A 23,088-nucleotide genomic window follows, 5' to 3' on the forward strand; every position below is an offset into this window, starting at 1 on the left:
CGACTTATGGCATTCGACTATGATCTCTTCGTGATCGGCGGCGGCTCGGGCGGGGTACGCGCCGCGCGCACCGCCGCTGCTACCGGCGCAACCGTGGCGCTGGCCGAGGAGAGCCGCATGGGCGGCACCTGTGTGATCCGCGGCTGCGTGCCGAAGAAGCTCATGGTCTATGCCTCCGGCTATGGCGAGGTGCTTGACGAGGCGCGCGCCTATGGCTGGGAGATCGGTGAGGGCCGTTTTGACTGGCGCCCCTTCCGCGAGAAGCTGCATACCGAGCTGGACCGGCTCGAAGGCGTATATCGCCGCCTGCTCGACGGCTCCGGGGTCGAGATGTTCGACGCCCGCGCCAAGATCGCCGATCCGCACACGGTCGAGCTGGCCGATGGCACCCGCAAGACCGCGAAGCACATCCTCGTGGCAACTGGGGGCCACCCGGTGCGGCCCGACATGAAGAACGCGCATCTGGGCATGGTCTCGGACGACATCTTCGATCTCGAGACGCTGCCGAAATCGATCCTGATCGTCGGCGGCGGCTACATTGCCTGCGAATTCGCCTGCATTCTGCACGGTCTCGGCGTGAAGGTGACGCAATTCTATCGCGGTGCGCAGATCCTGCGCGGCTTCGACGACGAGGCGCGCGGCCTGATCGCGGATTCGATGCGCGAGCGCGGCATCGATCTGCATCTGGGCACCAACGTGGTCGAGATGTGTCCCGAGGCCGAGGCGGGCGATCCGGTGCATCATGGCGGCACCGGCTCCGATGCGGCGGGCGTCGACGGCACGCCCGAGGCGGCGCTCGGCACCAAGGGACCGGTCTGGGTCAAGGCGACCAATGGCGATGAGCGGGTCTATGACGCGGTGCTCTTCGCCACCGGCCGGCGGCCCAACACCGACGGCCTCGGGCTCGAGGAGGCGGGCGTGACCCTCGCGCGGGGCGGCGCCATCGAGGTCGACGAGTACAGCCAGACCGGCTGCCCCTCGATCTATGCGATCGGCGACGTCACCGACCGGGTGAACCTCACCCCGGTGGCGATCCGCGAGGGGATGCAGTTCGTCGAAACCGTGTTCAAGGGCAACCCGACCCCGGTGGATCACGCGCTGATCCCCTCGGCGGTGTTCACCCAGCCCGAGCTGGGCACCATCGGCCTGACCGAGGAGGCAGCGCGCGAGATCGAGCCGGTCGAGGTCTACTGCTCGTCGTTCAAGCCGATGCAGTCGGCCTTCGCCGGCTCGGCCGACCGGGTGCTGATGAAGCTCGTGGTGTCGATCGAGACCCGCAAGATCCTGGGCTGTCACATCGTCGCACCCGAGGCGGGCGAGCTGATCCAACTCGCGGGCATCGCGGTCAAGATGGGCGCCACGAAAGAGGATTTCGACCGGACCGTGGCGGTGCATCCGACCATGGCCGAGGAAATCGTCACCATGCGCGAGCCGGTGCGGCGTTCTTGAATACTGGGCGTTTGCCCACACATGCAAAGCGTGCCGGGTGAAACCGGCGCGGGGGAAACCAACAGGGGAACAGAGGCTTCATGGCTGGAAATAACGGCGGCCCTTGGGGTGGCGGCGGCGGCGGGCGCGGACCCGGCGGCGGGGATGACGACAAGCGGCCCAGTGGCCCGCAGCGGCCGCGCCGGCCCGGCGAGAGCCCGCAGATCGACGAATTGATGAACAAGGGCCGCGAGCAGCTGCGCGTGCTGATGGGCGGCGGCGGTCGCGGCACCGGGTCTGGCGGCAATGGCGGACCGGGCTTCCACATGTCGCGCGGCACGGTTGGCCTGATCGCCGCGGGCGCGCTGGTGCTGTGGGGCGTGATGTCCTTCTACACGGTGCGGCCCGAAGAGCAGTCGGTCGAGCTGTTCCTGGGCTCCTACTCCTCCACCGGCAGCCCCGGTCTGAACTTTGCGCCCTGGCCGCTGGTCACGCACGAGGTGGTCAACGTCACCTCCGAGCGGACCGAGAATATCGGCATCGGTCGCGACAATGACGGGCTGATGCTGACCACCGACGCCAATATCGTCGACATCGGTTTCCAGGTGGTCTGGAACGTGTCCGACCCGGCCAAGTTCCTGTTTAACATCCGCGACCCGCAGCTCACCGTGCAGGCGGTGTCGGAATCCGTGATGCGCGAGATCATCGCCGCCTCGAACCTCGCGCCGATCCTCAACCGTGATCGCGGCCTGATCGCCGACACCGCGATGGAGTCGATCCAGGCGACGCTCGACGCCTATGAGAGCGGCATCAACATCGTCCGGGTCAACCTCGATCGCGCCGACCCGCCGTCGGAGGTGATCGACGCGTTCCGCGACGTGCAGGCCGCCGAGCAGGAGCGCGACCGTCTGCAGCGTCAGGCCGACGCCTATGCCAACCGGGTACTCGCCGAGGCGCGCGGTGAAGCCGCGCAGACCATCGAGCAAGCCGAAGGCTACCGCGCCCAGACCATCAACGACGCGCTGGGTCAGGCGAGCCGCTTCTCGGCGGTGCAGGACGAATACGCGCAGGCCCCCCAGGTCACCCGCCGCCGCCTTTATCTCGAGTCGATGGAGCGGATGCTGGGCGACGTCGACAAGATGGTGCTCGATCCCTCGATCACCGGTGGCCAGAACGGCGGCACCGGCATCGTGCCGTTCCTGCCGCTGAACGAGCTGGGCCGCAGCTCGAACAGCCAGTCACAGCAGGGGGGCGCCGCGGCCTCCAACGCCACGAACGGGCAGGGGAACTGAGATGAAGAAGACCGCAATCCTGCTTCCCGCCGTCGTCATCGCCGTCGCCGTCGGCCTGTCCTCGATCTACGTCGTGGACGAGCGCGAGAAGGCGCTGGTGCTTCAGTTCGGCCAGATCCGCCAGGTCAAGGAGGAGCCCGGCCTCGGGCTCAAGATCCCGCTGATCCAGGAGGTTGTGACTTATGACGACCGGATCCTGTCGCTCGACACCGAGACCATCGAGGTCACGCCCTCGGACGACCGGCGTCTCGTGGTCGATGCCTTCGCGCGCTACCGCATTAGTGATGTGGTGCAGTTCCGCCAGGCCGTCGGCGTCGGCGGCGTGCGCGCCGCCGAGGATCGGCTCAGCTCGATCCTCAACGCGCAGATCCGCGAGGTGCTCGGCGCCGATCAGGTGACTTCGGACACCATCCTGTCCTCGGACCGGCGTGAGCTGATGAACCGGATCCGCGAGCAGGCGCAGCGCTCAGCACAGGGCCTCGGGATCGACGTGGTCGACGTGCGGCTCAAGCAGACCAACCTGCCGAGCCAGAACCTCGATGCGACTTTCGCCCGGATGCGCGCCGAGCGCGAACGCGAGGCAGCCGACGAGATCGCCCGTGGTAACGAGGCGGCGCAGCGCGTGCGCGCGCTGGCCGACCGGACAGTTATCGAGACCATGTCCGAGGCCGAGCGCGAGGCTCAGGTGACCCGAGGCGAAGCCGACGCCGAGGCCAATGCCATCTTCGCCGGCGCCTACGGCGCAGACCCCGAGTTCTTCGACTTCTATCGCTCGCTTCAGGCGTATGAGCGTGCGTTGAAAGGCTCCAACTCGACGATGGTGATGACCCCGGACAGCGCTTTCTTCGACTACCTCTATAACGACGACCTGCCCGAGGGGGTGACGCCCGCACCCGCGCGGGCGCGTGGCCCGCTCGATGGCGGCGCCGAGGAGGAGACGGCCTCGGGCGAGGCGGATGCCGGCGTGATCCGGCTCGACAGCCTGCAGGTCCGCCAGGGCGAGGACGGCACCGTGACCTTCTCGACCCAGGAGGGAGAGATCGACGCGCAAGCCGAAGCCGACGCCGCGGCCGAGGGTCAGGCGGAGGCGCTGACGCCGCGGGTGACGCTGCCCGAGGACGACGCGGACGCCGGCGCCGGGGTGGCGACGCAGTGACGCCGATCCTGCTGGGCCTCGGCCTGGTGCTCGTGATTGAGGGGCTGGCCTGGGCGCTGGCCCCTTCGCTCGTTCTCAGGATGCTCGAGACGCTGCGCGATATGCCGCCCGAGCAGCGCCGCCTGGCGGGTCTGGTGGCGCTGGCGCTCGGCGTGGCGCTGTTGTGGATGGCGCGCCTGACCACGCTCTGATCCGCATCCGTTCATGTTACAACCCGTCACACCGCTTTGACGCGTTGCGACCCGGGCTTGAGTTGCACCGAAGTGGCCTTACGTTGATGGTCTGCGCCGACCGGAGCGGCTCGATGCATCGCGCTCCGAAGCACAGGACGAAACAGGAGTGTGCCCGTGAACGCTAAGACCAATTCCACGTCCCTCGTCACCCCCGTCCGCGCCGTTTCGGTGCTGGCCTTGGGCGCCGCGCTGGGGCTGGGCCAAGTGGCCCCGCTCGCCGCGCAGGACACTGCCGTGACGCCGGAGACAGAGGCTCAGACGATGGCCGATGCGCCCGATGCGACGCGGCCGCTCACCTTCGCCGATCTCGCCGAGCAGGTGAGCCCGGCGGTGGTCAACATCACCACCTCGACCATGGTTTCGGCCCCGGCCGGACCGCAGGGCATCGTGCCCGAGGGCTCGCCCTTCGAGGAGTTCTTCCGCGACTTCCAGAATCGCGGTGACAGCGCGCCGCGCCGCTCCTCGGCACTGGGCTCGGGCTTCGTCATCTCTGCCGATGGCTACGTGGTCACCAATAACCACGTCATCGACGGCGCCGACGAGATCAATATCGAGTTCTTCTCCGGCAAGACGCTCAAGGCCGAGGTGGTAGGCACCGATGCCTCCACCGACATCGCGCTGCTGAAGGTCGAGGGCGAGGATCTGCCCTATGTCGAGTTCGGTGACAGCACCGGCCAAGGCGCTCGTGTCGGCGACTGGGTGATGGCGATGGGCAACCCGTTGGGACAGGGCTTCTCGGTCTCGGCCGGTATCGTCTCGGCCCGTGGCCGGGCGCTCTCGGGCACCTATGACGACTACATCCAGACCGACGCCGCGATCAACCGCGGCAACTCGGGCGGCCCGCTGTTCAACATGTCGGGCGAGGTGATCGGCGTGAACACCGCGATCCTGTCACCCAACGGCGGCTCGATCGGCATCGGCTTCGCGATGTCCTCGGACGTGGTGACCGAGGTGGTGGGGCAGTTGCAGGAATTCGGCGAGACCCGGCGCGGCTGGCTCGGCGTGCGGATCCAGGACGTCACGCCCGACATGGTCGAGGCGATCGAGGGGCTGGAAGGCGCCGCCGGCGCGCTGGTCACCGACGTGCCCGAGGGTCCGGCGATGGAGGCTGGCATGGAAGCCGGCGACGTGATCGTCAGCTTCGACGGCAACGAGGTGCCCGATACGCGCGACCTCGTGCGCATGGTCGGCCGCGCCCCGGTGGGCGAGGAGGTGCCGGTGACGGTGCTGCGCGATGGCGAAATGGTCGAGCTCGCCGTGACGCTGGGCCGTCGCGAGGACGCCGAAAGCGCGGTGCCCGCCTCGGCGCAGGGGTCGGGCGAGGGTGCCGAGACCGAGATGTTCGGGCTCAGCCTGTCCGAGCTGACGCCGGAACTGCGCCAGCAGCTCGATCTGGCCGAGGACGCGGAAGGCCTAGTGGTGACCGATGTGGACCCGGCTTCGGACGCCGCCGAAAAGGGCGTCGCGGCGGGTGACGTGATCACCGAGGCCGGGCAGCAGCCCGTCGCCTCCGTGGCCGATTTCGAGGCCCGCGTCGAAGAGGCCCGCGAGGCCGGCCGCAAGTCGCTGCTGCTCTTGGTGCGGCGCGCCGGTGATCCGCGCTTCGTGGCGCTGGGGCTGGAAGACACGGCGGAGTGATCCGCAGAGGGTCCGTTCGGACCGGGAAGGGCGCCTTCGGGCGCCCTTTTTTTGGCCCTAGCGGCGGTTCATGATGTCCAGCTGTTCGGGCGTCAGCGGCGCGATGCCGAGGCGCTGCGCGGAGGCCAGCGACAGCACTGGGCTGTCCGGCCCGCCGCTGCCGCGCTGGAACCCCTGCACGGCGTCGAGCGTCGCCCTGTCGAGCTGCCCGGTCACCGGGCCGGGATGAAAGCCGCGCGTCACCAGCGCGCGCTGCAAGGTCTCGACGAAAGCGGGCGTGAACTCGGGTGGACAGAGCGTCTCGAACAGCACTTCGCGCCGCTCGCGCAGGATCTGTTGGCGGGTGACGCTGCGATAGCGTGCGGGACCCTCGCCGGGCTCGCGTTGCTGCTCACGCACGGTCTCGATCACCGCGGGGGTGATGTCGCGCCCGTAACAGCGCCCGCCGGCGCCGGTCTCGATCTCGGCTGCCATGAAGGCGGGCACCTGCGGCGCTGCGGGGGCGCAGGCCGCGAGGGGCACAAGAAGCAGAAGTCGGAACATCGGGCACCGGCGGTCGTTACCCGCCCGAACCTAGACGTCCGCGCCCGGCGCCGGAAGCCTTGGCGGATCACATGGGCGCCGCGTGGCACGGCGGACGCAGCAGCTCCGCGAAGAGCGCGGCATCCGGGTACTGGCGGCGCCGCGGCGGCTCGCCTAGACAGGGCGGCGCAACGCGACAGAGGAGCCTGAGATGGCGAAGATCACATATATCGAGCATGACGGCACCGAGCATGTCGTCGACGTGGCCAACGGGCTGACCGTCATGGAGGGGGCGCGTGACAACGGCATCCCCGGCATCGAGGCCGATTGTGGCGGCGCCTGCGCCTGTTCGACGTGCCATGTCTATGTCGACGAGGCCTGGGTCGGGAAGCTGCCCGAGAAGGACCCGATGGAAGAGGACATGCTGGAATTCGCCTACGAGCCGGACGAGGCGCGCTCGCGGCTGACCTGCCAGCTCAAGGTTTCCGACGCGCTCGACGGTCTCGTGGTGCGCATGCCCGAGCGGCAGATCTGATGCGCGCGGCCCTGCTGACATGGCTCCTTGCCGGGCCGGCCATGGCACAGGGCCAAGGCCTCATCGAGGCGCGGTTCACCGAGCCGACCACGCGCTACGCGCATGGTGTCTTCGGCGAAACCGAGGAATGGGGCGCGCTCGAGATGATGACCGAAACCGGCGAGACCCGACTGATCCGGCTGCCCGATTCCCGTGTCTTCGAGGACACCGCGCCGCGGCTGGCCGATGTCGATGGCGATGGCGCGATGGAGGCCGTGGTGGTCGAGACGGATGCGGCGCAGGGCGCGCGGCTCTCCGTCTACGGCCCCGACGGGCTGATCGCCGCGACGCCCTATATCGGTACATCTCATCGCTGGCTGGCGCCGCTGCCGCCTGTCGATCTGGACGGCGACGGGCATATCGAGCTGGCCTATGTCGATCGGCCGCATCTGGCCCGGGTGCTGCGGGTCTGGCGGCTACGGGACGGCGTGCTGGAACAGGTCGCGGCGCTGGAAGGGCTGACCAATCACCGCTTCGGCGCGCCGGACATCTCGGGCGGTGTGCGCGATTGCGGGGAGGGGCCGGAACTCGTGCTTGCCGATGCGTCATGGCGTCGGATCATGGCGGTACGGCTCGTGGAGGACACGCTGTCGGCGCGCGATATCGGGCCGCTGGAAGAGGCCGGTTTCGCCCCCGCCCTTGACTGCGCAGGTTAAACCAGAGCCGCCAGCACCAGAAGCGCCGCCATTTCGGCCAATTGCTGGGTGCCACCGAGAATGTCACCAGTCTGGCCGCCGATCTTGGCGCGCGCAATGGCGGTGCCGCTCAGAGCCGCCAACGCCACCGCCGGGGCCAGTAGTAGAAGGCTCCATCCAGCCAGCGGCAGCACGATGAGAGCCGCGACGCCACAGGCCATCGCCGTGGCCCGGCCGCTGGGCCGCCCAGCGAGCCGCGCCAGCCCATCCTTGCGGGCATGCGGCAGTCGCGCCATCGGCCAGACCATCGCCGCCCGGCTCAGTACGGCAGCGATTACCAGCCCCCAGGGCCCCGCCGACACCAGCGCCGACCAGCGGATCAGCAGGCTTGTTCCGATCGCCAGCACGCCATAGCTGCCGACGCGACTGTCGCGCATGATCTCGAGCCGACCAGCCCGCTCGAAGCCGCCCCAGAGCCCATCGGCGCTGTCGGCGAGACCGTCTTCGTGCAGCGCCCCGGTCAGCAGGATCTGCCCGAAGAGCGCCAGTGCCGCCGCCGGGCCGGGCGGTAGCCCCAGCGCCAGCGCGACCCAGAAGCTCAAACCCGCGATGGCGCCGACCGCCAGCCCCGCCACCGGAAAGGCCCAGACACCTTCCGGCTGTACCGGCGCCGGGCCGACGGGCAGGCGGGTCAGCAGGCCGAAGGCCGCGCGGATTGGCTGGAGCATCTGGGCCTCTTTTCAAGTCGTGCCCTCTAGGGTTAGGCAGGCCGGAGCCGCGATGCAACGAGGACGCCGCATGACTGCCCCCTTTACCGATCTCGCAGGTCTGCGTGCCCTGCTGCAGGAGCTTCCTGCCCCCGATGCCGCGGCGCAGGCCGATGCGGCCGCCCGCAACGCGCAATTGACCAAGCCGATGGGCTCACTTGGGCGGCTCGAGGAACTGGCGCTGTGGTATGCAGGCTGGCGCGGCACCTCGCGACCGCGATTGGCACGACCGCAGGTGGCGATCTTCGCGGGCAATCACGGGGTGGTGGCGCGCGGCGTCTCGGCTTTTCCGGCAGAGGTCACCGCGCAGATGGTCGGTAATTTCGAGGCCGGCGGCGCGGCGGTGAACCAGCTGGCCCGGGCGTTCGGCGCCACAATGACCGTGCACCCCTTGGATCTCGACCGGCCCACGGGTGATTTCGTCACCGAACCGGCGATGAGCGAGGCTGATCTTCTCGCGGCGATGGCCGCGGGCTGGAGGGCGGTGGACCCCGAGGCGGACCTTCTGGTCGCGGGCGAGATGGGCATCGGCAATACCTGCGCCGCCTCGGCCATCGCGCTGGCGCTCGAAGGCGGCGAGGCGCGCGACTGGACCGGACGCGGCACCGGCGTCGACGATGCCGGTCTCGCCCGCAAGGCCGAGGCGGTGGCGCAGGGCGCGGCGCGGATCGTCGGAGAAAGCGATCCTCTGCAGGTGCTGCGCCAGCTTGGCGGGCGCGAGATCGCGGCGATGGCGGGGGCGATCCTCGCGGCCCGGCATCACCGCATCCCGGTGATCCTCGACGGCTTCATCTGCTGCTCCGCCGCGCTGGTGCTGCACCGCGCCGCCCCCGGCGCGCTCGATCATGCGGTTGCCGGCCACCAAGGCGCGGAGAGCGGCCATGCGCGGCTGCTCGAAGCTCTGGGCAAGGCGCCGCTGCTGTCGCTGGGGTTGCGCCTCGGGGAGGGGTCGGGCGGCACGCTGGCGATCGGCGTGCTGCGCGGTGCTTTGGCCTGCCTGTCGGGCATGGCGACCTTTGCCGAGGCGGGCGTCAGCGACGGCTGAGGCCCGCCCGTGCCCTAGCCGCGATCCTTGCTGCGATAGCCCACCGCACTGACGCCTTCGAGCGGCTCGGTTTCGGTGGCATCGCCCTGCGGGTGCAGCCGCTCGAGGATCGATGTCTCGAGATCCTTGTTCAGCTCGCGCGCGCGCTTCACGTATTCGGGGTTCTGCGACACCGGCACGCCGGGTTTCCACAGCTGTGCCAGCTCGCGGACCACGGCGCGGTCCTGCTGGTAGAAGGCCATCTCCAGTTCCGAGGCCTCGAACTGCGACAGGCCGATATTCTCGAGCACGTAGCGCCCGGCCCGCAGGCTCGAATCGAACATCTCGCGGACGATGTCGTTCGCCCCGGCCTGGAACAGCTGGTAGACATGCTCGCGGTCATAGGCGCGCGCCACGATGTGCAGGTCGGGCCGCATCGCACGGGCATGACGCACCAGCTTGAGCGCGGCGTGGCGGTCGTCGAGCGCCACCACCAGCACCTTGGCGGTCTCCAGCCCCGCGGCATGCAGGATGTCGGGCCGGGTCGGATCGCCAAAGAAACCGCCGAAGCCGAAACGGCGCATCGTGTCGATCATCTCCATGTCGTGGTCGAGCACCACCGTGTCGAAGCCCGCGCCCTGCACCAGACGGCTCACCACCTGGCCGAAGCGGCCGATCCCGGCGATGATGATCGGCGCCTGCCGGTCGATTTCGTCGGGATCTGGGTCTGGGGCCTTTTCGGCGCGCTTGACCAGCTGCTCGTAGAGGATGAACAGCAGCGGCGTGATCAGCATCGACAGCCCGATCACCAGCCGGATGACACTGGCCTCGCTGGAGGTGAGTACGCCCTGTTGCAGCGAGAAGGAGGACAGCACGAAGCCGAACTCGCCTGCCTGCGCCAGCGCCAGCGTGAACAGCCAGCCGTCGCGGGTGTGCATCTGCGCGATCCGGGCCAGCAGGTAGAGCACCCCGCCCTTGATCGCGATCACCGCGAGCGTCAGCGCCGCGATCCGCATCGGGTTGTCCAGCAGAACGCCGAAATCGATGCCGGCGCCGACGGTGATGAAGAACAGCCCCAGGAGCAGCCCCTTGAAGGGTTCGAGATCGCTTTCGAGCTCGTGCCGGAACTCGGAGTTGGCGAGCACCACACCGGCGAGAAAGGTACCCAGCGCGGGCGACAGGCCAACCAGCTCCATCAGGACCGCGATGGAGACCACCATCAGCAGGCCCAGCGCGGTGTAGAGCTCGCGCAGGCGCGCGTGGTGGATGTAGCGGAACACCGGCCGCGTCAGGTAGATGCCGGTCAGCACCACCACCGCCACCGCGCCCAGCGTCACCAGCGTCACCGCCCAGCCCGGCAGGTTCTCGATCAGCGTGCGTGCGGCCTCGACCTCCTTGACGCCCGGCGCGTCGGGGTTCGCCGGCGCCCCGTGCGCGCTGCCGCCGCCATGCCCCGACACCGCGAGCAGCGGCAGCAGCGCCAGCATCGGGATCACCGCGATGTCCTGCGTCAGCAGCACCGAGAAGACGGAGCGTCCGCCTTGTGCCTGCATCAACCCCTTTTCGGACAGCGTCTGCAGCACGATGGCGGTGGAGGAGAGCGCGAAGATAAGCCCGGTGGCCAGCGCCACGTTGGCGTCGAGCCCGAGCAGGCTGCCCGCGATGAACAGGGCGCCGGTGGTCAGCACGACCTGCACGCCGCCCAGACCGATCAACCGCTGTCTCATGTTCCACAGCGCCCGCGGCTCCAGCTCCAGCCCGATCAGGAACAGCATCATCACCACGCCGAACTCGGCGAAATGCTGAAGATCCTCGGTTTCCGCACCGACCAGTCCCGTGGCCGGGCCGATGATGATGCCGGCGGCGAGATAGCCCAGCACTGAGCCGAGGCCGAGACGCGCTGCGAGCGGTACGGCCAGCACCGCTGCACCGAGATAGATCGTGGCTTGAAAGAGAAATCCCTGCATGATCCAGCTATCGCCGCTGACGCCGCCAAAGGCAACGCGGCGATCGCCGGGGCCGACTCAACCGAGAGGGGTCAGTCGGGGATCTTGAGGACCATGGTGCGGCCGCGCCGGACATAGTTCAGAACGTCGTCGCCGATCGCCGTGACCTTGCCGCCATCGAGGGCGTCTCCGACGCCGACGCGCAGGTAGCGGCCATTCTCCATGCGGATCAGAGCCCGTCGCGCGCCCGGCTTGCCGTAGACGCCGATGAGATTGATGTCGCGCAGGTTGATGGCATTGTCGCGGGTAGCGGCGCGGGCGACGCTGCCGGGCACCGGCCCATCCGGAGCGACGGTCGCGTTGGCGACCTGCTGCGGCGCGCTGGCGGTGGTCGAGGCGGCCGCTGCGGGAGCGCGGCTGCGGCTCTGGGCCACCACGCGGTCGAAGTTGCGCGGCCGAGAATCCGGGCGGCGCGCGGTGGGAACCGCCTGCGGCGTCGCGTTGGCCAGCGGGTCGGGCGCATCGGCCATCAGCGAGGCCAGCGCGTCGGCGACCGACGCGCGCGCCGGCGGGGAAGGCGTCTCGCCCACGGCCTCGGCCAAAGCGGCTGCCTGGGCGTCGGTGGCCTCGGTGACCTGGCTTTCGGCATCGGGGGCCAACCCTTCCGGACGAAGCGGCGGACGCGGCCCCTCATAGGCCGCAAGCGGCGGTAGCACCGCATCTTCGGGGCGTCTCGTGGGGCGCAGCGCGTCGAGCGCGACTCCGCCGGGCGTCACCCCGGCGGCCTCTGCCTCGTCGGTCTCCAAAGCCTTCGTGCCGGGCCGGGTCGGCGGCACCACGGGCGGCGCGCCGGGAATCAGCTCCACCCCCTCCGGTCTGGCCGCGGGGGTGGTAGCCGGATCGACGAGCGCGGCGCTGTCGTCCTCACTCGCCTCGGCTTTGGACGCTTCGCTCTCATCGGCAGGTGTAGCGGCGGGCGGAGCGACCGTGCCGGGCCGGGTCGGCGGCAGGACCTCGGGTCGTCCCTCGTAGACCACGAGGCCTTGCGGCGTCACCGTTCCCTCGGCGGTGGCGGCGATGAAGCCGCGCGCGTCGCGCTCGAAGACGCTGCCGGCCGGCGGCGGCACGGCCTGTACCGGCAGCCCACCATCCGGTGCGACGGCGGCGAGACGCAGACCGTCCATGCCGAATTCCGCGACCGCTTCGCTCGTCACCGCGACCGGCATGCCGAGCTGCTCCGCGCGTGGCGTCAGGGGCAGGCGGGGCGCCCGCAGCCAGACGCCGGTGGCCGCATAGACGCGTTCGGCCTCGGCCGGGCTCACCGCCGCTGCAGGACCGCGATCGGGCGCCGGGTAGTCGTCGTAGTCGGGCACCGGTTCCGGCGCGGGCTGCTCTGGCACCGCGACAGCGGCTTCGGGCTCCTGCGTGCCCGAAGGCGCTGCTTCGGGTTCGTCGGGCGTGAGCGCTGCGAGATCGGCGCTCGTGTCGCGCAATAGCCCCGCCTGCGGATCATCTTCGGCGGCGCTCAGCCAGAACCCGAACAGAAGGACCAGAAGCGCGGTGACGATGGCGCCTGCGATCAGGGCGAGGCGGCCCGGCCGCTTGTCGGGCGTCGCGCGGCGCGCGCCGAACACGGTCATGCGCTCGCGTTCGCTGGCCAGATCGACGCTGCGGCGGCTGCCAGATTCGGCCCGGGGCGCGGTAGCCGGTCGGGGTGCCTCGGCGGAGGCCTCGGGCGCGACTAACGAGGCGCCGGCGGCAAGGGCGGCGGCTTCGGCGTTCTCCCCGGTTTCTTGGCTTTCACCAGGCGTCGCGGGCGGCATGGCGGGCATGGCGGCTGGAGGCGCGCCGGGCCGCGGCATCGCCGGCGGCATGATCCGGCGCGCGGCATCGGTGCTTTCATCTGTGCGTGGCGGGGGGGCCTTGTCGCGGGCGGCGTCACCGCGTGGCGGCAGTGGCGGCGCGGCTGGGGGAGCAGCTGGGCGGGGCGGCTCGCGATGCGCGGGCTCTGCCAGCATGGCCTCGTCATCGTCGATGCCGCTCTGGTCAGGCATCGGCAGGTCCGGCATCACCGGAGCCCCGGCCTGTGGCAGCGGCTCCGCCGGCCGGGGCGCGGTGGTGTCCGGGGCAGGGGCCAGCAGCGCCTCGTCCTCGTCTTCCAGATCAGCGGCCGGCGTGACCGGGGCGGGCGAGGTCTGGTCGCGGTCCCGCGATACGCCCTCGTTCGGCGCCTCAGGCTGCGTGTCCAAGGGTTCAGACCGCGGTGCGGGCATCTCGTCACCCGCCTCGATCTCCGGGGCCGGGGTATCGATCGCAGCCATCTCCTCTTCCGACGCATCGGCCTCGGGGCCGGTCCCGACCTCGACGGCATCGGTCGGGGGCTGCGCGGGTATGGGTGCGGGGGGGAGGTCATCCTCGCCGATCGGCGGTTCCGCGTCGAAGGACGCGTCCGTCACGGCAGAATCCATATCGGTGATTTCCAACGGATCGCCTTGAGCCTCGGACGGCAGTTCGTGCACCACGACCTCGTCGCGTGTCACCGTCTCCTTCAGGCCCTCCACCGGACCGAACAGCACCTCGCCCGGGAAACCATCCGACTCCGGCACCGCGGCGAAGGCCACCGGCTCCAGCGCGTGCTCCCGCGCAAAGCCTTCGGCCTCTTCCAGCGTCTCGCGCGCTACTGCCGCGACATGGGTGCGCCCGTCCTCGACCACGTAATCGATGGCTAGTTCGTCCACGGCATAGGGGGTCGTCCCCTCCAGTGCCTTTGCCACCTCGTCGGCACCGAGCACGCCCTCGAGCACGAGGTAGCGGATCTGGTCGTTGGGAATCAGCAGCTTGGTGCGCAGCCCTTCCGGCGCGCGGGCGAGCGCGGCCGCCCGCAGCCGCGCCAGATCGCCCGCGAGATCCGCGCTGTCGAGCGGCACCTCGCCGATCCGGGTCCAGCCCGCGGGCGCGCGGTGCAGCAGTCTCAGGCCCTCGAGCGAGAGCGACAGGGCGAAATTGGGTGTCATGTGGCAGGCCTTAGCATCACTGGCAGGGTCCGGGAACGGGCGTGCCAGACCGGCAGCATTTTGCAAGCAGCTTTCCGCGCGCGCAACCCGCCCCCCGGAGGTTGTGATCGCACCGCTCTTGCAAGGCGGCGCCCCGGGGCGTTCGATGCCGCCAGATTCAGGAGGATACCATGAAGCAAGCCACGCTTTCCGCCCTCGCGCTCGCTATCGGCCTGGCCACGGCTGCCGACGCGCAACCGGTCGAGGTCCCGGCGACGCCGCCCCGTTCCGTGACCGTCACCGGCGAGGGCCATGTCCGCGCCGCCCCGGAAATGGCCCGGGTGCGGCTCGGGGTCAGCGAGACCGCCGAAACCGCCCGCGCTGCGCTCGACGCGATGAACGCCGCCATGGGGCGGGTGCTCGACCGGCTGAGCGAGGCCGGAATCGCGCCCGAGAACGTCCAGACCGGCCAGCTCAGTCTTGATCGAGACTATGCGCGGATGCGCGACGGGCAATCGGAGCCCGAGGGTTTCGTCGCCACGACGCTGGTGGAGTTGCGGGTCACAGATCTCGATTCGCTCGGCACCGTGCTCGACGCCGCGGTGGGCGAGGGGGCGAACCGGCTCGAGGGGATCGAGTTCATGCTGGCCGACCGGGCTGCGGCGCATGATGACGCGCGCCGCGCTGCCGTGGTCGACGCTCAGGCCCGTGCACGGCTCTATGCCGAGGCCGCCGGGGTCGAGCTGGGCGAGGTCCTGTCGCTCTCCGAAACGCGGGCCGATTTCGGGCCGCGACCGATGATGGAGATGCGCATGGCCGCCGATGGGGGCGTGCCGATCGCCCAAGGCGAGGTCGAGGTCTCGGCCGGAGTCAGCATGGTCTACGCGATCGACTGAGCGCATCAGCCGCGACTGGGCAGGTCGGCGCTGGCGAAATCCGCTGCGCTGCCATCCTGGGGCTTGGGAATCACGCTGAAGGAGCCGTCGCTTTCGAGCACGACGGCGGCGATCTCCTCCGGCGCGGCGCTGCCATTGTTGCGGATCACCGAGAGCAATTCCTCCTCCGTGACCCGTTCGCGGCGCAGCGCATCGTGCAGGATCTCGCCCTTGTGCATCACCAGCCGCGGCTCCGAGCGCACTAGCCGGGCGATCCGCCCGGAGCCGACCGAGCTTTTCGCCACGAGATATTGCAGGCCGATCAGCAGCGCGAAGGCGGTGAGCCCTTCGGCCAGGGCCACGCTTTCGGACAGCAGGATCGTCGCCAGCGTCGAGCCGAGCGCGACCGTCACCACGAGGTCGAAGGCGTTGAGCTTGGCCAGGGTCCGCTTGCCGGAAATGCGCAGGAACGCCACCAGGCCGGCATAGGCGAGCGTGCCGACGAGGATGGTGCGGATGATCCCGCTCCAATCCTGGAACAACATATTCTCGATCATCGCGTACCCCCTCGGTTCCGTGTCACCTCATCCAGAAACCATGGGCACGCAGTATGGTTCGGATTTCCCTTTCCCGGGGGGGCAGAGCGGCGCGGTCGAACAGCGCCCGAACCTTGGCGCCCCGGCGCTGATAGACCATCCGCCGAATCGGGTCGTGTCGTTTCAAGAGCACCTTGAGACGGTTCGGCGCCGCGACACGTTCCAGCGCTTCGACCACCGCGTCTCTTTCGCGCGCATAGAGCAACGGAAAGCTGCGGTAATGGCAGGTGAGCGCACCGTCGAGTCCATCGAGAGCCGGTCCCGGTCGGCCGCCGCCAAGGCCATGGATCACCAAGGGTAGCGCCACCTGATCGAGCCAAGGATCGAAGGGCTGCGCGGCGATTTCGGCCGGTGGGTCGTCCCGGATCGCAACCGCGTATTCCAGGAAACGCGCGCCGAAGGCATGGGCATCCGGGCCGCAGAACCAGCCTGCGTTGAAATAGAGATAGCGGGTCCAGACGCCTTCGGGCCATGACGGGTCGAGCGAGGTTTCGAAATCCAGACCGAAGCGATCGTAGAGAGAGCGCCAGCTCGCCGTGTAGCCGGGCCATTCCGGGCGCGGCACCGGCCATGTGGCCTCGCGCCGCATCGAGGCCGACGGCGGCAACGTATCGATCGGCAGCGATCCGATCTCGCCCAAGATCAGCGTGTCGCTGTCGAGGAACAGGAATGGCGCGGCGGGCAGGGCGGCGAGCGCTTCGATCTTGTTGCCATGCGGATAGGCCGCGCCGAAATGTCGGTTCTCGAAGGGCAGAATCTCGGCGCCAAGGTCCTGGAGCATCGCCCGGCCGTCATCGGTCATGCGCGGGTTCTCAGACCAGAGCGGACCGGGCTGGGGCTCGGCGACGATGAGGCGTCCGGCGAAGCCCGGGGCGTGACGGCGCAGCGAGGCGGCGAGAAGCAGCGCCTCGGCCTCGATCCGGCCCGACTGGCCGATGATCACGATGTCGAACTGTCCCATGCGTGCCCCCGCGCGCGACCGACGAGGACACACGCTCTCGGCGCGACCCTATGGAGGGCTGCGTGACCGGTCAAACCACCATGTCTCGAAAAAAGGGGGAGATGGTGGGCGACCCTGGAATCGAACCAGGCGTGGGTCTCCCCGGCGGAGTTACAGTCCGCTGCCGCACCTTGCAGCTCGTCGCCCGCAGCCGGGCCTCGACCCGGTGCGAGAGCGGGAATAGGCGCTCGGCCAAGAGGCGTCAACCGGAAAATCCGGCTTCCCCGACGGCGCGGCATGGCGGGGGCTTCGGCTGGACTTCGCGGGCCCGAGCGCGCAATCAGGCGCAAGCGGAGCACATCGGAGAGCACCATGAAGAAGCCGAAATGGGTGATCGAGAAGGAACAGTCCAAGCGCGCCTCGGCGGCCGAGACGGTCTGGCTCTTCGGCCTGCACGCGGTACGCGACGCGCTCTTGAACCCGCGCCGCGAGCGGCTGCGGCTGGTCGTGACGCTGAATGCCCAGGGCAAGCTCGCCGATGCCATCGCGACAAGCGGCATGGAGCCCGAGATCTCGGACCCGCGCAAATTCGCCGCGCCGATCGACGCGGATTCGGTGCACCAAGGCGCGGCGCTCGAGGTGAAGCCGCTCGATTGGGGGTCGCTCGACGACATCGCGCTGGGCGGTGAGCGGGACGGGCCGCCGCGCCTGCTGCTGCTCGACCGGGTCACCGATCCGCACAATGTGGGCGCGATCCTGCGCTCGGCCGAAGTGTTCGGCGCCCGCGCCGTGATCGGCGTGCAGCGCCATTCCGCGCCGGAGACCGGGGCGCTGGCCAAGACCGCCTCGGGCGCGCTGGAGCGTCAGCCCTATCTGCGGGTGCGCAACCTCGCCGACACGATGGGCCGGCTCAAGGAGATGGGTTACCTGGTGCTAGGGCTCGCGGGCGAGGCCGAGCAAAGCATCGAACGGGCGATAGAGGGCAAGCGCGACCGTCCCGTGGCGCTGGTGCTGGGGGCCGAGGGGCCTGGGCTCAGGGAACGCACGCGAGAGACCTGCGACGCCTTGGTGCGGATCGACGCGGCGGGCGGTTTCGGCTCGCTCAACGTTTCGAACGCTGCTGCTGTCGCGCTCTACGCGGCGCGTGCACAATCGGCGGATTGACCCGCTATGGTTGACGTGGCGTTCACATTTTAGGGAAGGTATCTTCGCATGGAACCATTCGGTGATTAGATGGTTTCATGGGAGCGCGTATCTGGAACATATGCGTTTCATTTCACTGTCCCTCGTTCCACACCTTGAAGCCCGGGCACCGCCCGGGCTTTTTTTCATTTGGAACGGGAAGCCTTCTCTGCAATGCCCGAGCAGCCCTCGCGCCGCGACAGCTCGGCCTCGATATCGTCGAGGCTCACATCGCGCGCGGCACACATCACGAGGAGGTGGTAAAGCGCGTCGGCGGCCTCGGAGGTGAGCTTCTCGCGGTCGCCTTTCACCGCTTCAATGATCGCCTCAACTGCCTCCTCGCCGAACTTCTCGGCGCATTTCTCCGGGCCCTTGGCCAGGAGCTTCGCGGTCCAGCTGGTTTCGGGGTCGGCACCGCGTCGTGCGAGAATTGTCGCGGCGAGATCATGCAGGCTCATGACAGCCTCATCGGAATGCCGGCCGCAGCCATATGCGCCTTGGCTTCGGCGATGGTGTAGGTACCGAAATGGAAGATAGAGGCGGCCAGCACCGCGCTGGCGCCGCCTTCGGTTACGCCCTCGACCAGGTGGTCGAGCGTGCCGACGCCGCCCGAGGCGATGACCGGTATGTCGACCGCATCCGATATGGCGCGGGTGAGGGGCAGGTTGAAACCCGCCCGGGTGCCGTCGCGATCCATCGAGGTGAGTAGGATCTCCCCGGCGCCGCGCCGTTCCATGTCGATGGCGAACTCGACCGCGTCGATGCCGGTGGGCTTGCGGCCGCCATGGGTGAAGATCTCCCAGCGGCCCGGTTCCACCGTCTTGGCGTCGATCGCCACCACGATGCATTGCGCGCCGAAGCGCTGCGCGGCCTCGGTCACCACCGTGCGGTCGGCCACAGCGGCCGAGTTGAAGCTCACCTTGTCGGCGCCAGCAAGCAGCAGCGCCCGCACGTCATGGTGGCTGCGCACGCCGCCGCCCACGGTCAGGGGAATGTAGCAGCTTTCGGCGGTGCGGCGGACGAGATCGAACATCGTGCCGCGATTCTCGTGCGTGGCATGGATGTCGAGAAAGCACAGCTCGTCGGCTCCGGCGGCGTCATAGGCGCGCGCGGCGTCGACCGGGTCGCCGGCATCGCGCAGATCCACGAAGTTGACGCCCTTCACCACGCGGCCATCGGCCACGTCGAGACAGGGAATGATGCGGGTCTTGAGCATATGTGGCCCTCCTGCGGTCGTGGCCCTTCTAGCCTCCAAGCCGCGCCGGGGCCAGTGCCGGAACGGAAGCCCGAGCTTCTCGTTGGGCGGCAGCACAATGGGAGCATTTCACATGAAACGCACGATTCTCGCAGGGCTCGCCGCCGCCACCCTCGCGGCGCCCGCCATCGCCGATACCGAGACCATGCAGGCCACCGGCACCGTCGCCGAGGTGATGGACCGTCTCGAGGCCGCCGTCACCGAAGCCGGGGCGACCGTATTCGCGCGCGTCGATCACGGTGCGGGCGCCGAAGAGGCCGGCATGACTTTGGCCGACAGCCAGCTGCTGATCTTCGGCAACCCGCAGCTTGGGACGCCGGTGATGCAGGAAGACCCGTTGGCCGGGCTCTACCTGCCGCTCAAGATGCTCGCCTATGATGACGGGTCGGGGCAGGTCTTCGTGGCCTATGAAGAGCCGGAGGAGACCTTCGACGACCTTCAGGTGGATGATGATCTCGAAGCCATCGAGAAGATGGAAGATGCGTTGGAGAAATTCGCCAAGGCCGCGGCCGGTGAATGACCCGCACCGGCGCACCCATGTCAAGCAGGGCACCATGCGTATTTGAGGAAAAAAGTCACGAAGGCGCCGCGCGAGAGATCGGGCGGCGCCTCTGCGTATCAGGCGTTCAGAAGCTTCAGCGCTTCGCCAAGGTCGATCGCACCGTCATAGAGCGCGCGGCCCGAGATCGCACCCGCGATCACGCCGGTTGCCTTCAGCGCCTTCAGGTCGTCGAGCGAGGACACGCCGCCCGAGGCGATCACCGGGATCGATACGGCGCGCGCCAGCGCCTCGGTCGCCGCGACGTTCGGGCCCGCCATCGCGCCGTCGCGGGCGATGTCGGTGTAGATGATCGCGGCCACGCCTGCGTCCTCGAAGCTCTTCGCGAGGTCGGTGACCATCACGTCGGTCTCCTCGGCCCAGCCGCGCGTGGCGACGCGGCCCTCCCGCGCGTCGAGCCCGACCGCGACCTTGCCCGGAAACGCCTTCGCCGCCTCGCGCACGAGATCCGGGTTCTCGACGGCCACCGTGCCGAGGATGACGCGGGCGAGGCCCTTGTCGATCCAGGCCTCGATGGTCTTCATGTCACGGATGCCACCGCCGAGCTGCGCCGGGACGCCGGGGCAGGCCGCGAGGATCGCCTCGACCGCGGCGCCGTTGACCGGCTGCCCCGCGAAGGCGCCGTTGAGATCCACCAGGTGCAGCCATTCGGTCCCGGCCTCGACGAAGGCGCGCGCCTGCGCGGCAGGGTCGTCGTTGAACACGGTCGCCTTGTCCATCTCGCCGCGCAGCAAGCGCACGGCCTGTCCGTCCTTGAGGTCGATGGCGGGGTAGAGGATCATCGCGCTGTCTCCGGCAGGGTGTTGCGGGCGCCTCGTGGCATGCAAGCGCGCCGGATGCAACGCCACGTCAGCCTTGCCAGCCCGGATGACCTTCGCGTCAGCTTCGCCGCATGATTGAGGAGGAGACGATCATGAAGAGACTGGCATGGGCCGCATGCGCGTTCGTGGCACTGGCGGGGGCGGCTTCGGCCGAGCCGCTGCTCGGCACCTGGCGCACCGCGCCGGACGATAACGGCAATAGCGGCCTCGTGCAGGTCGCGCCCTGCGGCGCGCAGCTTTGCGGTCAGCTGGTGAAGGCTTTCGGCCCGGGTGGCTCCGAGATCGCCTCGCCGAACCTCGGGCGCAACATCATCTCCGCCACCGAGCCGGTGGGCGGCGGCGAATATCGCGGCAAGGTCTTCGCGCCCGACAGCGGCAAGACCTACAACTCCAAGCTGGTGCTCGCGGGCGATCGGCTGTCGGTTTCGGGCTGCGTGCTGGGTTTCTGTCGCGAGGGCGGCGTCTGGCAAAAGCTGCCCTAGGCGCCGGAACAGCGCGGGGGGCGTGCCGGTTTTTCTTTCGAAACATACAAGGGAAGGACAGCGCATGCCCCTCGTCACCACCAAGGACCAGACCCAGCTCTACGTGAAGGATTGGGGTGAAGGCCGCCCCGTCGTCCTGGTTCATGGCTGGCCTCTCAATTCCGACAGCTGGGAGTACCAGGCGGTGCGGCTGGCCGAAGCTGGACACCGCGTCGTGTCCTATGATCGCCGCGGTTTCGGTCGGTCTGGCCAGCCCTTCCAAGGCTATGATTACGATACCATGGCCGACGACCTCGACACGGTGATCCGCGAACTGGGCTTGAAGGATGCGGCAATCGTCGGCTTTTCGATGGGCGGCGGCGAGGTCGCGCGCTACATGTCGCGCCACGAGGGGCGCAATATTCGTGCCGCAGGGCTGATCGCCTCGATCGCGCCGGGAATGTTGAAATCCGACAAGAGCCCCCACGGCGTCACCGCCGACGTGTTCGAAGGCATCAAGAAGGGGCTGCGCAAGGACCGGCCCGAGTTCTTGCGCGAGTTCTTCAAGACCTTCTACGGCAACAAGGTCAGCGAGGGTGTGCTGCACTGGTCGCTGATGATGGCGATGCAAGCCAGCCCCAAGGCCACGCTTGATTGCGTTGATGCCTTTGGCAAGACCGACTTCACCGATGACATGACGGCCTTCAAGGTCCCGACTTTGGTGGTGCACGGGGCCAAGGACGAAACCGTTCCGATCGACCCCTCGGGCCGTCGTGCGGCCAAGCTCGCGGGCTCCAGCGCCACGCTCAAGGTATACGATGACGCGCCGCACGGGCTCACCGCGACCCACGCAGACCGTCTCTACGAAGATCTCGCCGCTTTCCTGAAGTGAGGCTATTGCTTATGAAACGAGAAGGCCCGCGCATCGCGCGGGCCTCTTGTCGTCAGGGCTTCCAGTTCAGGAAATTGGCGATCAGCCTGAGCCCCGCCGCCTGGCTTTTCTCGGGGTGGAACTGCGCGCCGACCACGTTGTCGCGTCCCACCACCGCCGTCACCGGTCCGCCGTAATCGACATGCGCGAGCAGCGTGTCCGGGTCGCTGGGCCGGAACTGCCAGCTATGCACGAAATAGGCGTGATCGCCGGTCGAGATTCCTTCGAGCAGCTTGTGCGGGCGGTCGATCACCAGATCATTCCAGCCCATGTGCGGCACCTTCATCTTCGGGTCCGAGGGTTCGATCCGGACGATCTCGCCCGGCACCCAGCCCAGCCCTTCGGTCCGTTCGTATTCATGGCCCACCTCGGCCAGAAGCTGCATGCCGACGCAGATCCCGAGGAACGGCCGCCCCTTGATCTCGACCGCCTCGACCAGCGCCTCGCGCAGCCCGGGCTGTGCCGAAAGCGCGTTCCGGCAGTGCGGGAACGCCCCGTCGCCGGGCAGCACGATCCGGTCGGCGCGGGCCACGTCCTCGGGGCGGGATGTGACGATCACCTCGCCCGCATCGCCCTCGCGCGCCATGCGCTCGAAGGCTTTCTGGGCCGAATGCAGGTTGCCGCTTTCGTAGTCGATCAGCGCGGTAAGGCTCATAGCGCCCCCTTGGTCGAAGGAATCGCGTCCGAGCGGCGAGGGTCAGGCTCTACCGCCTCGCGCAGAGCGCGGGCGACGGCCTTGAATGCGGCCTCGGCGACGTGATGCGCGTTGTGGCCATGCAGGCGGTCAATGTGCAGCGTGATGCCGCCATGCGTCGCCAGCGCTTGAAAGAATTCCTGCACTAGCTCGGTGTCGAAGCTGCCGATCTTGGAGGCGCGGAAGTCGAGGTTGCAGATCAGGAAGGGCCGCGCCGACAGGTCGAGCGCGCAGCGCACCTGCGCGTCATCCATCGCGAGATGGCACGAGCCGTAGCGGCGGATGCCGGTCTTGTCGCCTAGCGCCTGCTTCAGCGCTTGGCCCAGCGCGATGCCGGTATCCTCGACCGTGTGGTGGTCGTCGATATGTAGGTCACCTTCTGCGCGCACCTTTATGTCGATGAGCGCGTGGCGCGACAGCTGGTCGAGCATGTGATCGAAGAAGCCGACGCCGGTCTTGTTGTCGTAGGCGCCGGTGCCGTCGAGATCGATCTCGACCTCGATCGACGTCTCGGCGGTGGCGCGGGTGATCTTGGCGGTCCGCATGGCATCCCTCGTCTGGTTTCG

The 23,088-nt window shown here is 68.8% G+C and carries 24 protein-coding genes and 1 tRNA gene; 13 read left to right on the plus strand and 12 right to left on the minus strand.

Translation table 11 applies throughout. The features are described 5' to 3' along the window. The first annotated feature begins 6 nt into the window (after positions 1-6). The 5 genes from LOS8367_RS00460 to LOS8367_RS00480 all read left to right on the plus strand — a co-directional run bounded on the left by LOS8367_RS00460 (position 7) and on the right by LOS8367_RS00480 (position 5,747). The gene (locus LOS8367_RS00460) at positions 7-1,449 is read left to right on the plus strand and encodes an FAD-dependent oxidoreductase (RefSeq protein WP_085894483.1); all 1,443 of its coding nucleotides are present in this window, start codon (positions 7-9) and stop codon (positions 1,447-1,449) included. Positions 1,450-1,529: 80 nt separating this feature from the next. Continuing rightward, positions 1,530-2,720, plus strand: a complete 1,191-nt coding sequence (gene hflK, locus LOS8367_RS00465; protein ID WP_085894484.1) for an FtsH protease activity modulator HflK — start codon at positions 1,530-1,532, stop codon at positions 2,718-2,720. 1 nt (position 2,721) lies between these two features. Then, a complete protein-coding gene (gene hflC, locus LOS8367_RS00470; RefSeq protein ID WP_085894485.1) occupies positions 2,722-3,876 on the plus strand; it encodes a protease modulator HflC in 1,155 nt (384 codons plus the stop codon). Further along, the gene (locus LOS8367_RS00475) at positions 3,873-4,067 is read left to right on the plus strand and encodes a DUF2065 domain-containing protein (protein ID WP_085894486.1); all 195 of its coding nucleotides are present in this window, start codon (positions 3,873-3,875) and stop codon (positions 4,065-4,067) included. The genes hflC and LOS8367_RS00475 overlap by 4 nt, the downstream gene beginning before the upstream one ends. 156 nt (positions 4,068-4,223) lie before the next feature. Then, the gene (locus tag LOS8367_RS00480) at positions 4,224-5,747 is read left to right on the plus strand and encodes a Do family serine endopeptidase (protein WP_085894487.1); all 1,524 of its coding nucleotides are present in this window, start codon (positions 4,224-4,226) and stop codon (positions 5,745-5,747) included. 57 nt (positions 5,748-5,804) lie between these two features. Here the strand turns inward: LOS8367_RS00480 and LOS8367_RS00485 are convergent, their stop codons facing one another. Then, complete coding sequence (locus LOS8367_RS00485) at positions 5,805-6,290, minus strand: peptidoglycan-binding domain-containing protein (RefSeq protein WP_085894488.1); 486 nt, start codon at positions 6,288-6,290, stop codon at positions 5,805-5,807. 190 nt (positions 6,291-6,480) lie between these two features. Between LOS8367_RS00485 and LOS8367_RS00490 the strand changes: the two genes are divergently transcribed. Next, positions 6,481-6,804, plus strand: coding sequence for a 2Fe-2S iron-sulfur cluster-binding protein (locus LOS8367_RS00490; protein WP_085894489.1), 324 nt, complete (start codon positions 6,481-6,483; stop codon positions 6,802-6,804). Beyond that, positions 6,804-7,499: an FG-GAP repeat domain-containing protein gene (locus LOS8367_RS00495; protein ID WP_085894490.1), complete on the plus strand. Its 696-nt coding sequence runs from the start codon at positions 6,804-6,806 to the stop codon at positions 7,497-7,499. The genes LOS8367_RS00490 and LOS8367_RS00495 overlap by 1 nt, the downstream gene beginning before the upstream one ends. On the opposite strand, the gene LOS8367_RS00500 is transcribed toward LOS8367_RS00495, so the two are convergent. Beyond that, the gene (locus LOS8367_RS00500) at positions 7,496-8,206 is read right to left on the minus strand and encodes an adenosylcobinamide-GDP ribazoletransferase (protein WP_085894491.1); all 711 of its coding nucleotides are present in this window, start codon (positions 8,204-8,206) and stop codon (positions 7,496-7,498) included. The two genes, LOS8367_RS00495 and LOS8367_RS00500, sit on opposite strands and share 4 nt — an antisense overlap. 70 nt (positions 8,207-8,276) lie before the next feature. Between LOS8367_RS00500 and cobT the strand changes: the two genes are divergently transcribed. Further along, entirely contained in the window at positions 8,277-9,290 is a 1,014-nt protein-coding gene (cobT, locus tag LOS8367_RS00505) for a nicotinate-nucleotide--dimethylbenzimidazole phosphoribosyltransferase (RefSeq protein ID WP_085894492.1), read from the plus strand. A gap of 14 nt (positions 9,291-9,304) precedes the next feature. Here cobT and LOS8367_RS00510 read toward each other — a convergent pair whose 3' ends face one another. Both LOS8367_RS00510 and LOS8367_RS00515 read right to left on the minus strand, forming a co-directional pair. Beyond that, positions 9,305-11,236, minus strand: coding sequence for a monovalent cation:proton antiporter-2 (CPA2) family protein (locus tag LOS8367_RS00510; RefSeq protein WP_085894493.1), 1,932 nt, complete (start codon positions 11,234-11,236; stop codon positions 9,305-9,307). A 71-nt stretch (positions 11,237-11,307) separates the two neighbouring features. Continuing rightward, positions 11,308-14,229, minus strand: a complete 2,922-nt coding sequence (locus LOS8367_RS00515) for a hypothetical protein (protein WP_085894494.1) — start codon at positions 14,227-14,229, stop codon at positions 11,308-11,310. A gap of 170 nt (positions 14,230-14,399) precedes the next feature. Here LOS8367_RS00515 and LOS8367_RS00520 point away from each other — a divergent pair, with 170 nt between their 5' ends. After that, entirely contained in the window at positions 14,400-15,104 is a 705-nt protein-coding gene (locus LOS8367_RS00520) for an SIMPL domain-containing protein (protein WP_085894495.1), read from the plus strand. A gap of 5 nt (positions 15,105-15,109) precedes the next feature. On the opposite strand, the gene LOS8367_RS00525 is transcribed toward LOS8367_RS00520, so the two are convergent. The 3 genes from LOS8367_RS00525 to LOS8367_RS18935 form a co-directional block, all read right to left on the minus strand. Further along, a complete protein-coding gene (locus tag LOS8367_RS00525; RefSeq protein WP_085894496.1) occupies positions 15,110-15,640 on the minus strand; it encodes a DUF421 domain-containing protein in 531 nt (176 codons plus the stop codon). A gap of 22 nt (positions 15,641-15,662) precedes the next feature. Beyond that, positions 15,663-16,640 carry a GT-B fold glycosyltransferase domain-containing protein gene (locus LOS8367_RS00530; RefSeq protein ID WP_085894497.1) on the minus strand — a complete coding sequence of 326 codons (978 nt, stop codon included), beginning with the start codon at positions 16,638-16,640 and terminating at the stop codon, positions 15,663-15,665. A 102-nt stretch (positions 16,641-16,742) separates the two neighbouring features. After that, positions 16,743-16,826: transfer RNA gene (locus LOS8367_RS18935), tRNA-Tyr, on the minus strand. Between the two features lie 165 nt (positions 16,827-16,991). Between LOS8367_RS18935 and rlmB the strand changes: the two genes are divergently transcribed. Beyond that, positions 16,992-17,783, plus strand: coding sequence for a 23S rRNA (guanosine(2251)-2'-O)-methyltransferase RlmB (gene rlmB, locus LOS8367_RS00535; protein ID WP_085894498.1), 792 nt, complete (start codon positions 16,992-16,994; stop codon positions 17,781-17,783). A 164-nt stretch (positions 17,784-17,947) separates the two neighbouring features. Here rlmB and LOS8367_RS00540 read toward each other — a convergent pair whose 3' ends face one another. Both LOS8367_RS00540 and hisF read right to left on the minus strand, forming a co-directional pair. Then, positions 17,948-18,259 carry a phosphoribosyl-ATP diphosphatase gene (locus tag LOS8367_RS00540; protein WP_085894499.1) on the minus strand — a complete coding sequence of 104 codons (312 nt, stop codon included), beginning with the start codon at positions 18,257-18,259 and terminating at the stop codon, positions 17,948-17,950. Next, on the minus strand, positions 18,256-19,017 hold the full coding sequence (gene hisF, locus LOS8367_RS00545; RefSeq protein ID WP_085894500.1) for an imidazole glycerol phosphate synthase subunit HisF: 762 nt from the start codon (positions 19,015-19,017) through the stop codon (positions 18,256-18,258). Before hisF ends, LOS8367_RS00540 begins: the two co-directional genes overlap by 4 nt. A gap of 112 nt (positions 19,018-19,129) precedes the next feature. Between hisF and LOS8367_RS00550 the strand changes: the two genes are divergently transcribed. Next, entirely contained in the window at positions 19,130-19,576 is a 447-nt protein-coding gene (locus LOS8367_RS00550) for a DUF302 domain-containing protein (RefSeq protein WP_085894501.1), read from the plus strand. Between the two features lie 98 nt (positions 19,577-19,674). On the opposite strand, the gene hisA is transcribed toward LOS8367_RS00550, so the two are convergent. Next, a complete protein-coding gene (gene hisA / locus LOS8367_RS00555) occupies positions 19,675-20,397 on the minus strand; it encodes a 1-(5-phosphoribosyl)-5-[(5-phosphoribosylamino)methylideneamino]imidazole-4-carboxamide isomerase (protein ID WP_085894502.1) in 723 nt (240 codons plus the stop codon). A gap of 131 nt (positions 20,398-20,528) precedes the next feature. On the opposite strand from hisA, the gene LOS8367_RS00560 reads away from it, so the two are divergent. Both LOS8367_RS00560 and LOS8367_RS00565 read left to right on the plus strand, forming a co-directional pair. Continuing rightward, positions 20,529-20,918 carry a DUF2147 domain-containing protein gene (locus LOS8367_RS00560; RefSeq protein ID WP_085894883.1) on the plus strand — a complete coding sequence of 130 codons (390 nt, stop codon included), beginning with the start codon at positions 20,529-20,531 and terminating at the stop codon, positions 20,916-20,918. 64 nt (positions 20,919-20,982) lie between these two features. Then, the gene (locus LOS8367_RS00565; protein ID WP_085894503.1) at positions 20,983-21,789 is read left to right on the plus strand and encodes an alpha/beta fold hydrolase; all 807 of its coding nucleotides are present in this window, start codon (positions 20,983-20,985) and stop codon (positions 21,787-21,789) included. Positions 21,790-21,841: 52 nt separating this feature from the next. Here the strand turns inward: LOS8367_RS00565 and hisH are convergent, their stop codons facing one another. Further along, positions 21,842-22,483 (minus strand): imidazole glycerol phosphate synthase subunit HisH, encoded by a 642-nt coding sequence (gene hisH / locus LOS8367_RS00570; RefSeq protein ID WP_085894504.1) that lies wholly within the window; start codon positions 22,481-22,483, stop codon positions 21,842-21,844. Further along, a complete protein-coding gene (gene hisB / locus LOS8367_RS00575) occupies positions 22,480-23,067 on the minus strand; it encodes an imidazoleglycerol-phosphate dehydratase HisB (protein ID WP_085894505.1) in 588 nt (195 codons plus the stop codon). Before hisB ends, hisH begins: the two co-directional genes overlap by 4 nt. Between the last annotated feature and the right edge of the window lie 21 nt (positions 23,068-23,088).

Origin of the sequence: Limimaricola soesokkakensis, assembly GCF_900172345.1 — a bacterium.
Taxonomy (GTDB): Bacteria; Pseudomonadota; Alphaproteobacteria; order Rhodobacterales; family Rhodobacteraceae; genus Limimaricola; species Limimaricola soesokkakensis.

Excerpts from the sequence above, each read along its gene's own strand:
- LOS8367_RS00565 (WP_085894503.1), top strand. The coding sequence starts at position 20,983 with ATGCCCCTCGTCACCACCAAGGACCAGACCCAGCTCTACGTGAAGGAT.
- LOS8367_RS00520 (WP_085894495.1), top strand. The coding sequence starts at position 14,400 with ATGAAGCAAGCCACGCTTTCCGCCCTCGCGCTCGCTATCGGCCTGGCC.
- LOS8367_RS00510 (WP_085894493.1), bottom strand. The coding sequence starts at position 11,236 with ATGCAGGGATTTCTCTTTCAAGCCACGATCTATCTCGGTGCAGCGGTG.
- LOS8367_RS00525 (WP_085894496.1), bottom strand. The coding sequence starts at position 15,640 with ATGATCGAGAATATGTTGTTCCAGGATTGGAGCGGGATCATCCGCACC.
- LOS8367_RS00500 (WP_085894491.1), bottom strand. The coding sequence starts at position 8,206 with ATGCTCCAGCCAATCCGCGCGGCCTTCGGCCTGCTGACCCGCCTGCCC.
- LOS8367_RS00530 (WP_085894497.1), bottom strand. The coding sequence starts at position 16,640 with ATGGGACAGTTCGACATCGTGATCATCGGCCAGTCGGGCCGGATCGAG.
- rlmB (WP_085894498.1), top strand. The coding sequence starts at position 16,992 with ATGAAGAAGCCGAAATGGGTGATCGAGAAGGAACAGTCCAAGCGCGCC.
- cobT (WP_085894492.1), top strand. The coding sequence starts at position 8,277 with ATGACTGCCCCCTTTACCGATCTCGCAGGTCTGCGTGCCCTGCTGCAG.
- LOS8367_RS00490 (WP_085894489.1), top strand. The coding sequence starts at position 6,481 with ATGGCGAAGATCACATATATCGAGCATGACGGCACCGAGCATGTCGTC.
- LOS8367_RS00515 (WP_085894494.1), bottom strand. The coding sequence starts at position 14,229 with ATGACACCCAATTTCGCCCTGTCGCTCTCGCTCGAGGGCCTGAGACTG.
- hisA (WP_085894502.1), bottom strand. The coding sequence starts at position 20,397 with ATGATCCTCTACCCCGCCATCGACCTCAAGGACGGACAGGCCGTGCGC.
- hisH (WP_085894504.1), bottom strand. The coding sequence starts at position 22,483 with ATGAGCCTTACCGCGCTGATCGACTACGAAAGCGGCAACCTGCATTCG.
- LOS8367_RS00495 (WP_085894490.1), top strand. The coding sequence starts at position 6,804 with ATGCGCGCGGCCCTGCTGACATGGCTCCTTGCCGGGCCGGCCATGGCA.
- hisB (WP_085894505.1), bottom strand. The coding sequence starts at position 23,067 with ATGCGGACCGCCAAGATCACCCGCGCCACCGCCGAGACGTCGATCGAG.
- LOS8367_RS00485 (WP_085894488.1), bottom strand. The coding sequence starts at position 6,290 with ATGTTCCGACTTCTGCTTCTTGTGCCCCTCGCGGCCTGCGCCCCCGCA.
- hisF (WP_085894500.1), bottom strand. The coding sequence starts at position 19,017 with ATGCTCAAGACCCGCATCATTCCCTGTCTCGACGTGGCCGATGGCCGC.
- hflK (WP_085894484.1), top strand. The coding sequence starts at position 1,530 with ATGGCTGGAAATAACGGCGGCCCTTGGGGTGGCGGCGGCGGCGGGCGC.
- LOS8367_RS00460 (WP_085894483.1), top strand. The coding sequence starts at position 7 with ATGGCATTCGACTATGATCTCTTCGTGATCGGCGGCGGCTCGGGCGGG.
- LOS8367_RS00560 (WP_085894883.1), top strand. The coding sequence starts at position 20,529 with ATGAAGAGACTGGCATGGGCCGCATGCGCGTTCGTGGCACTGGCGGGG.
- hflC (WP_085894485.1), top strand. The coding sequence starts at position 2,722 with ATGAAGAAGACCGCAATCCTGCTTCCCGCCGTCGTCATCGCCGTCGCC.
- LOS8367_RS00550 (WP_085894501.1), top strand. The coding sequence starts at position 19,130 with ATGAAACGCACGATTCTCGCAGGGCTCGCCGCCGCCACCCTCGCGGCG.
- LOS8367_RS00540 (WP_085894499.1), bottom strand. The coding sequence starts at position 18,259 with ATGAGCCTGCATGATCTCGCCGCGACAATTCTCGCACGACGCGGTGCC.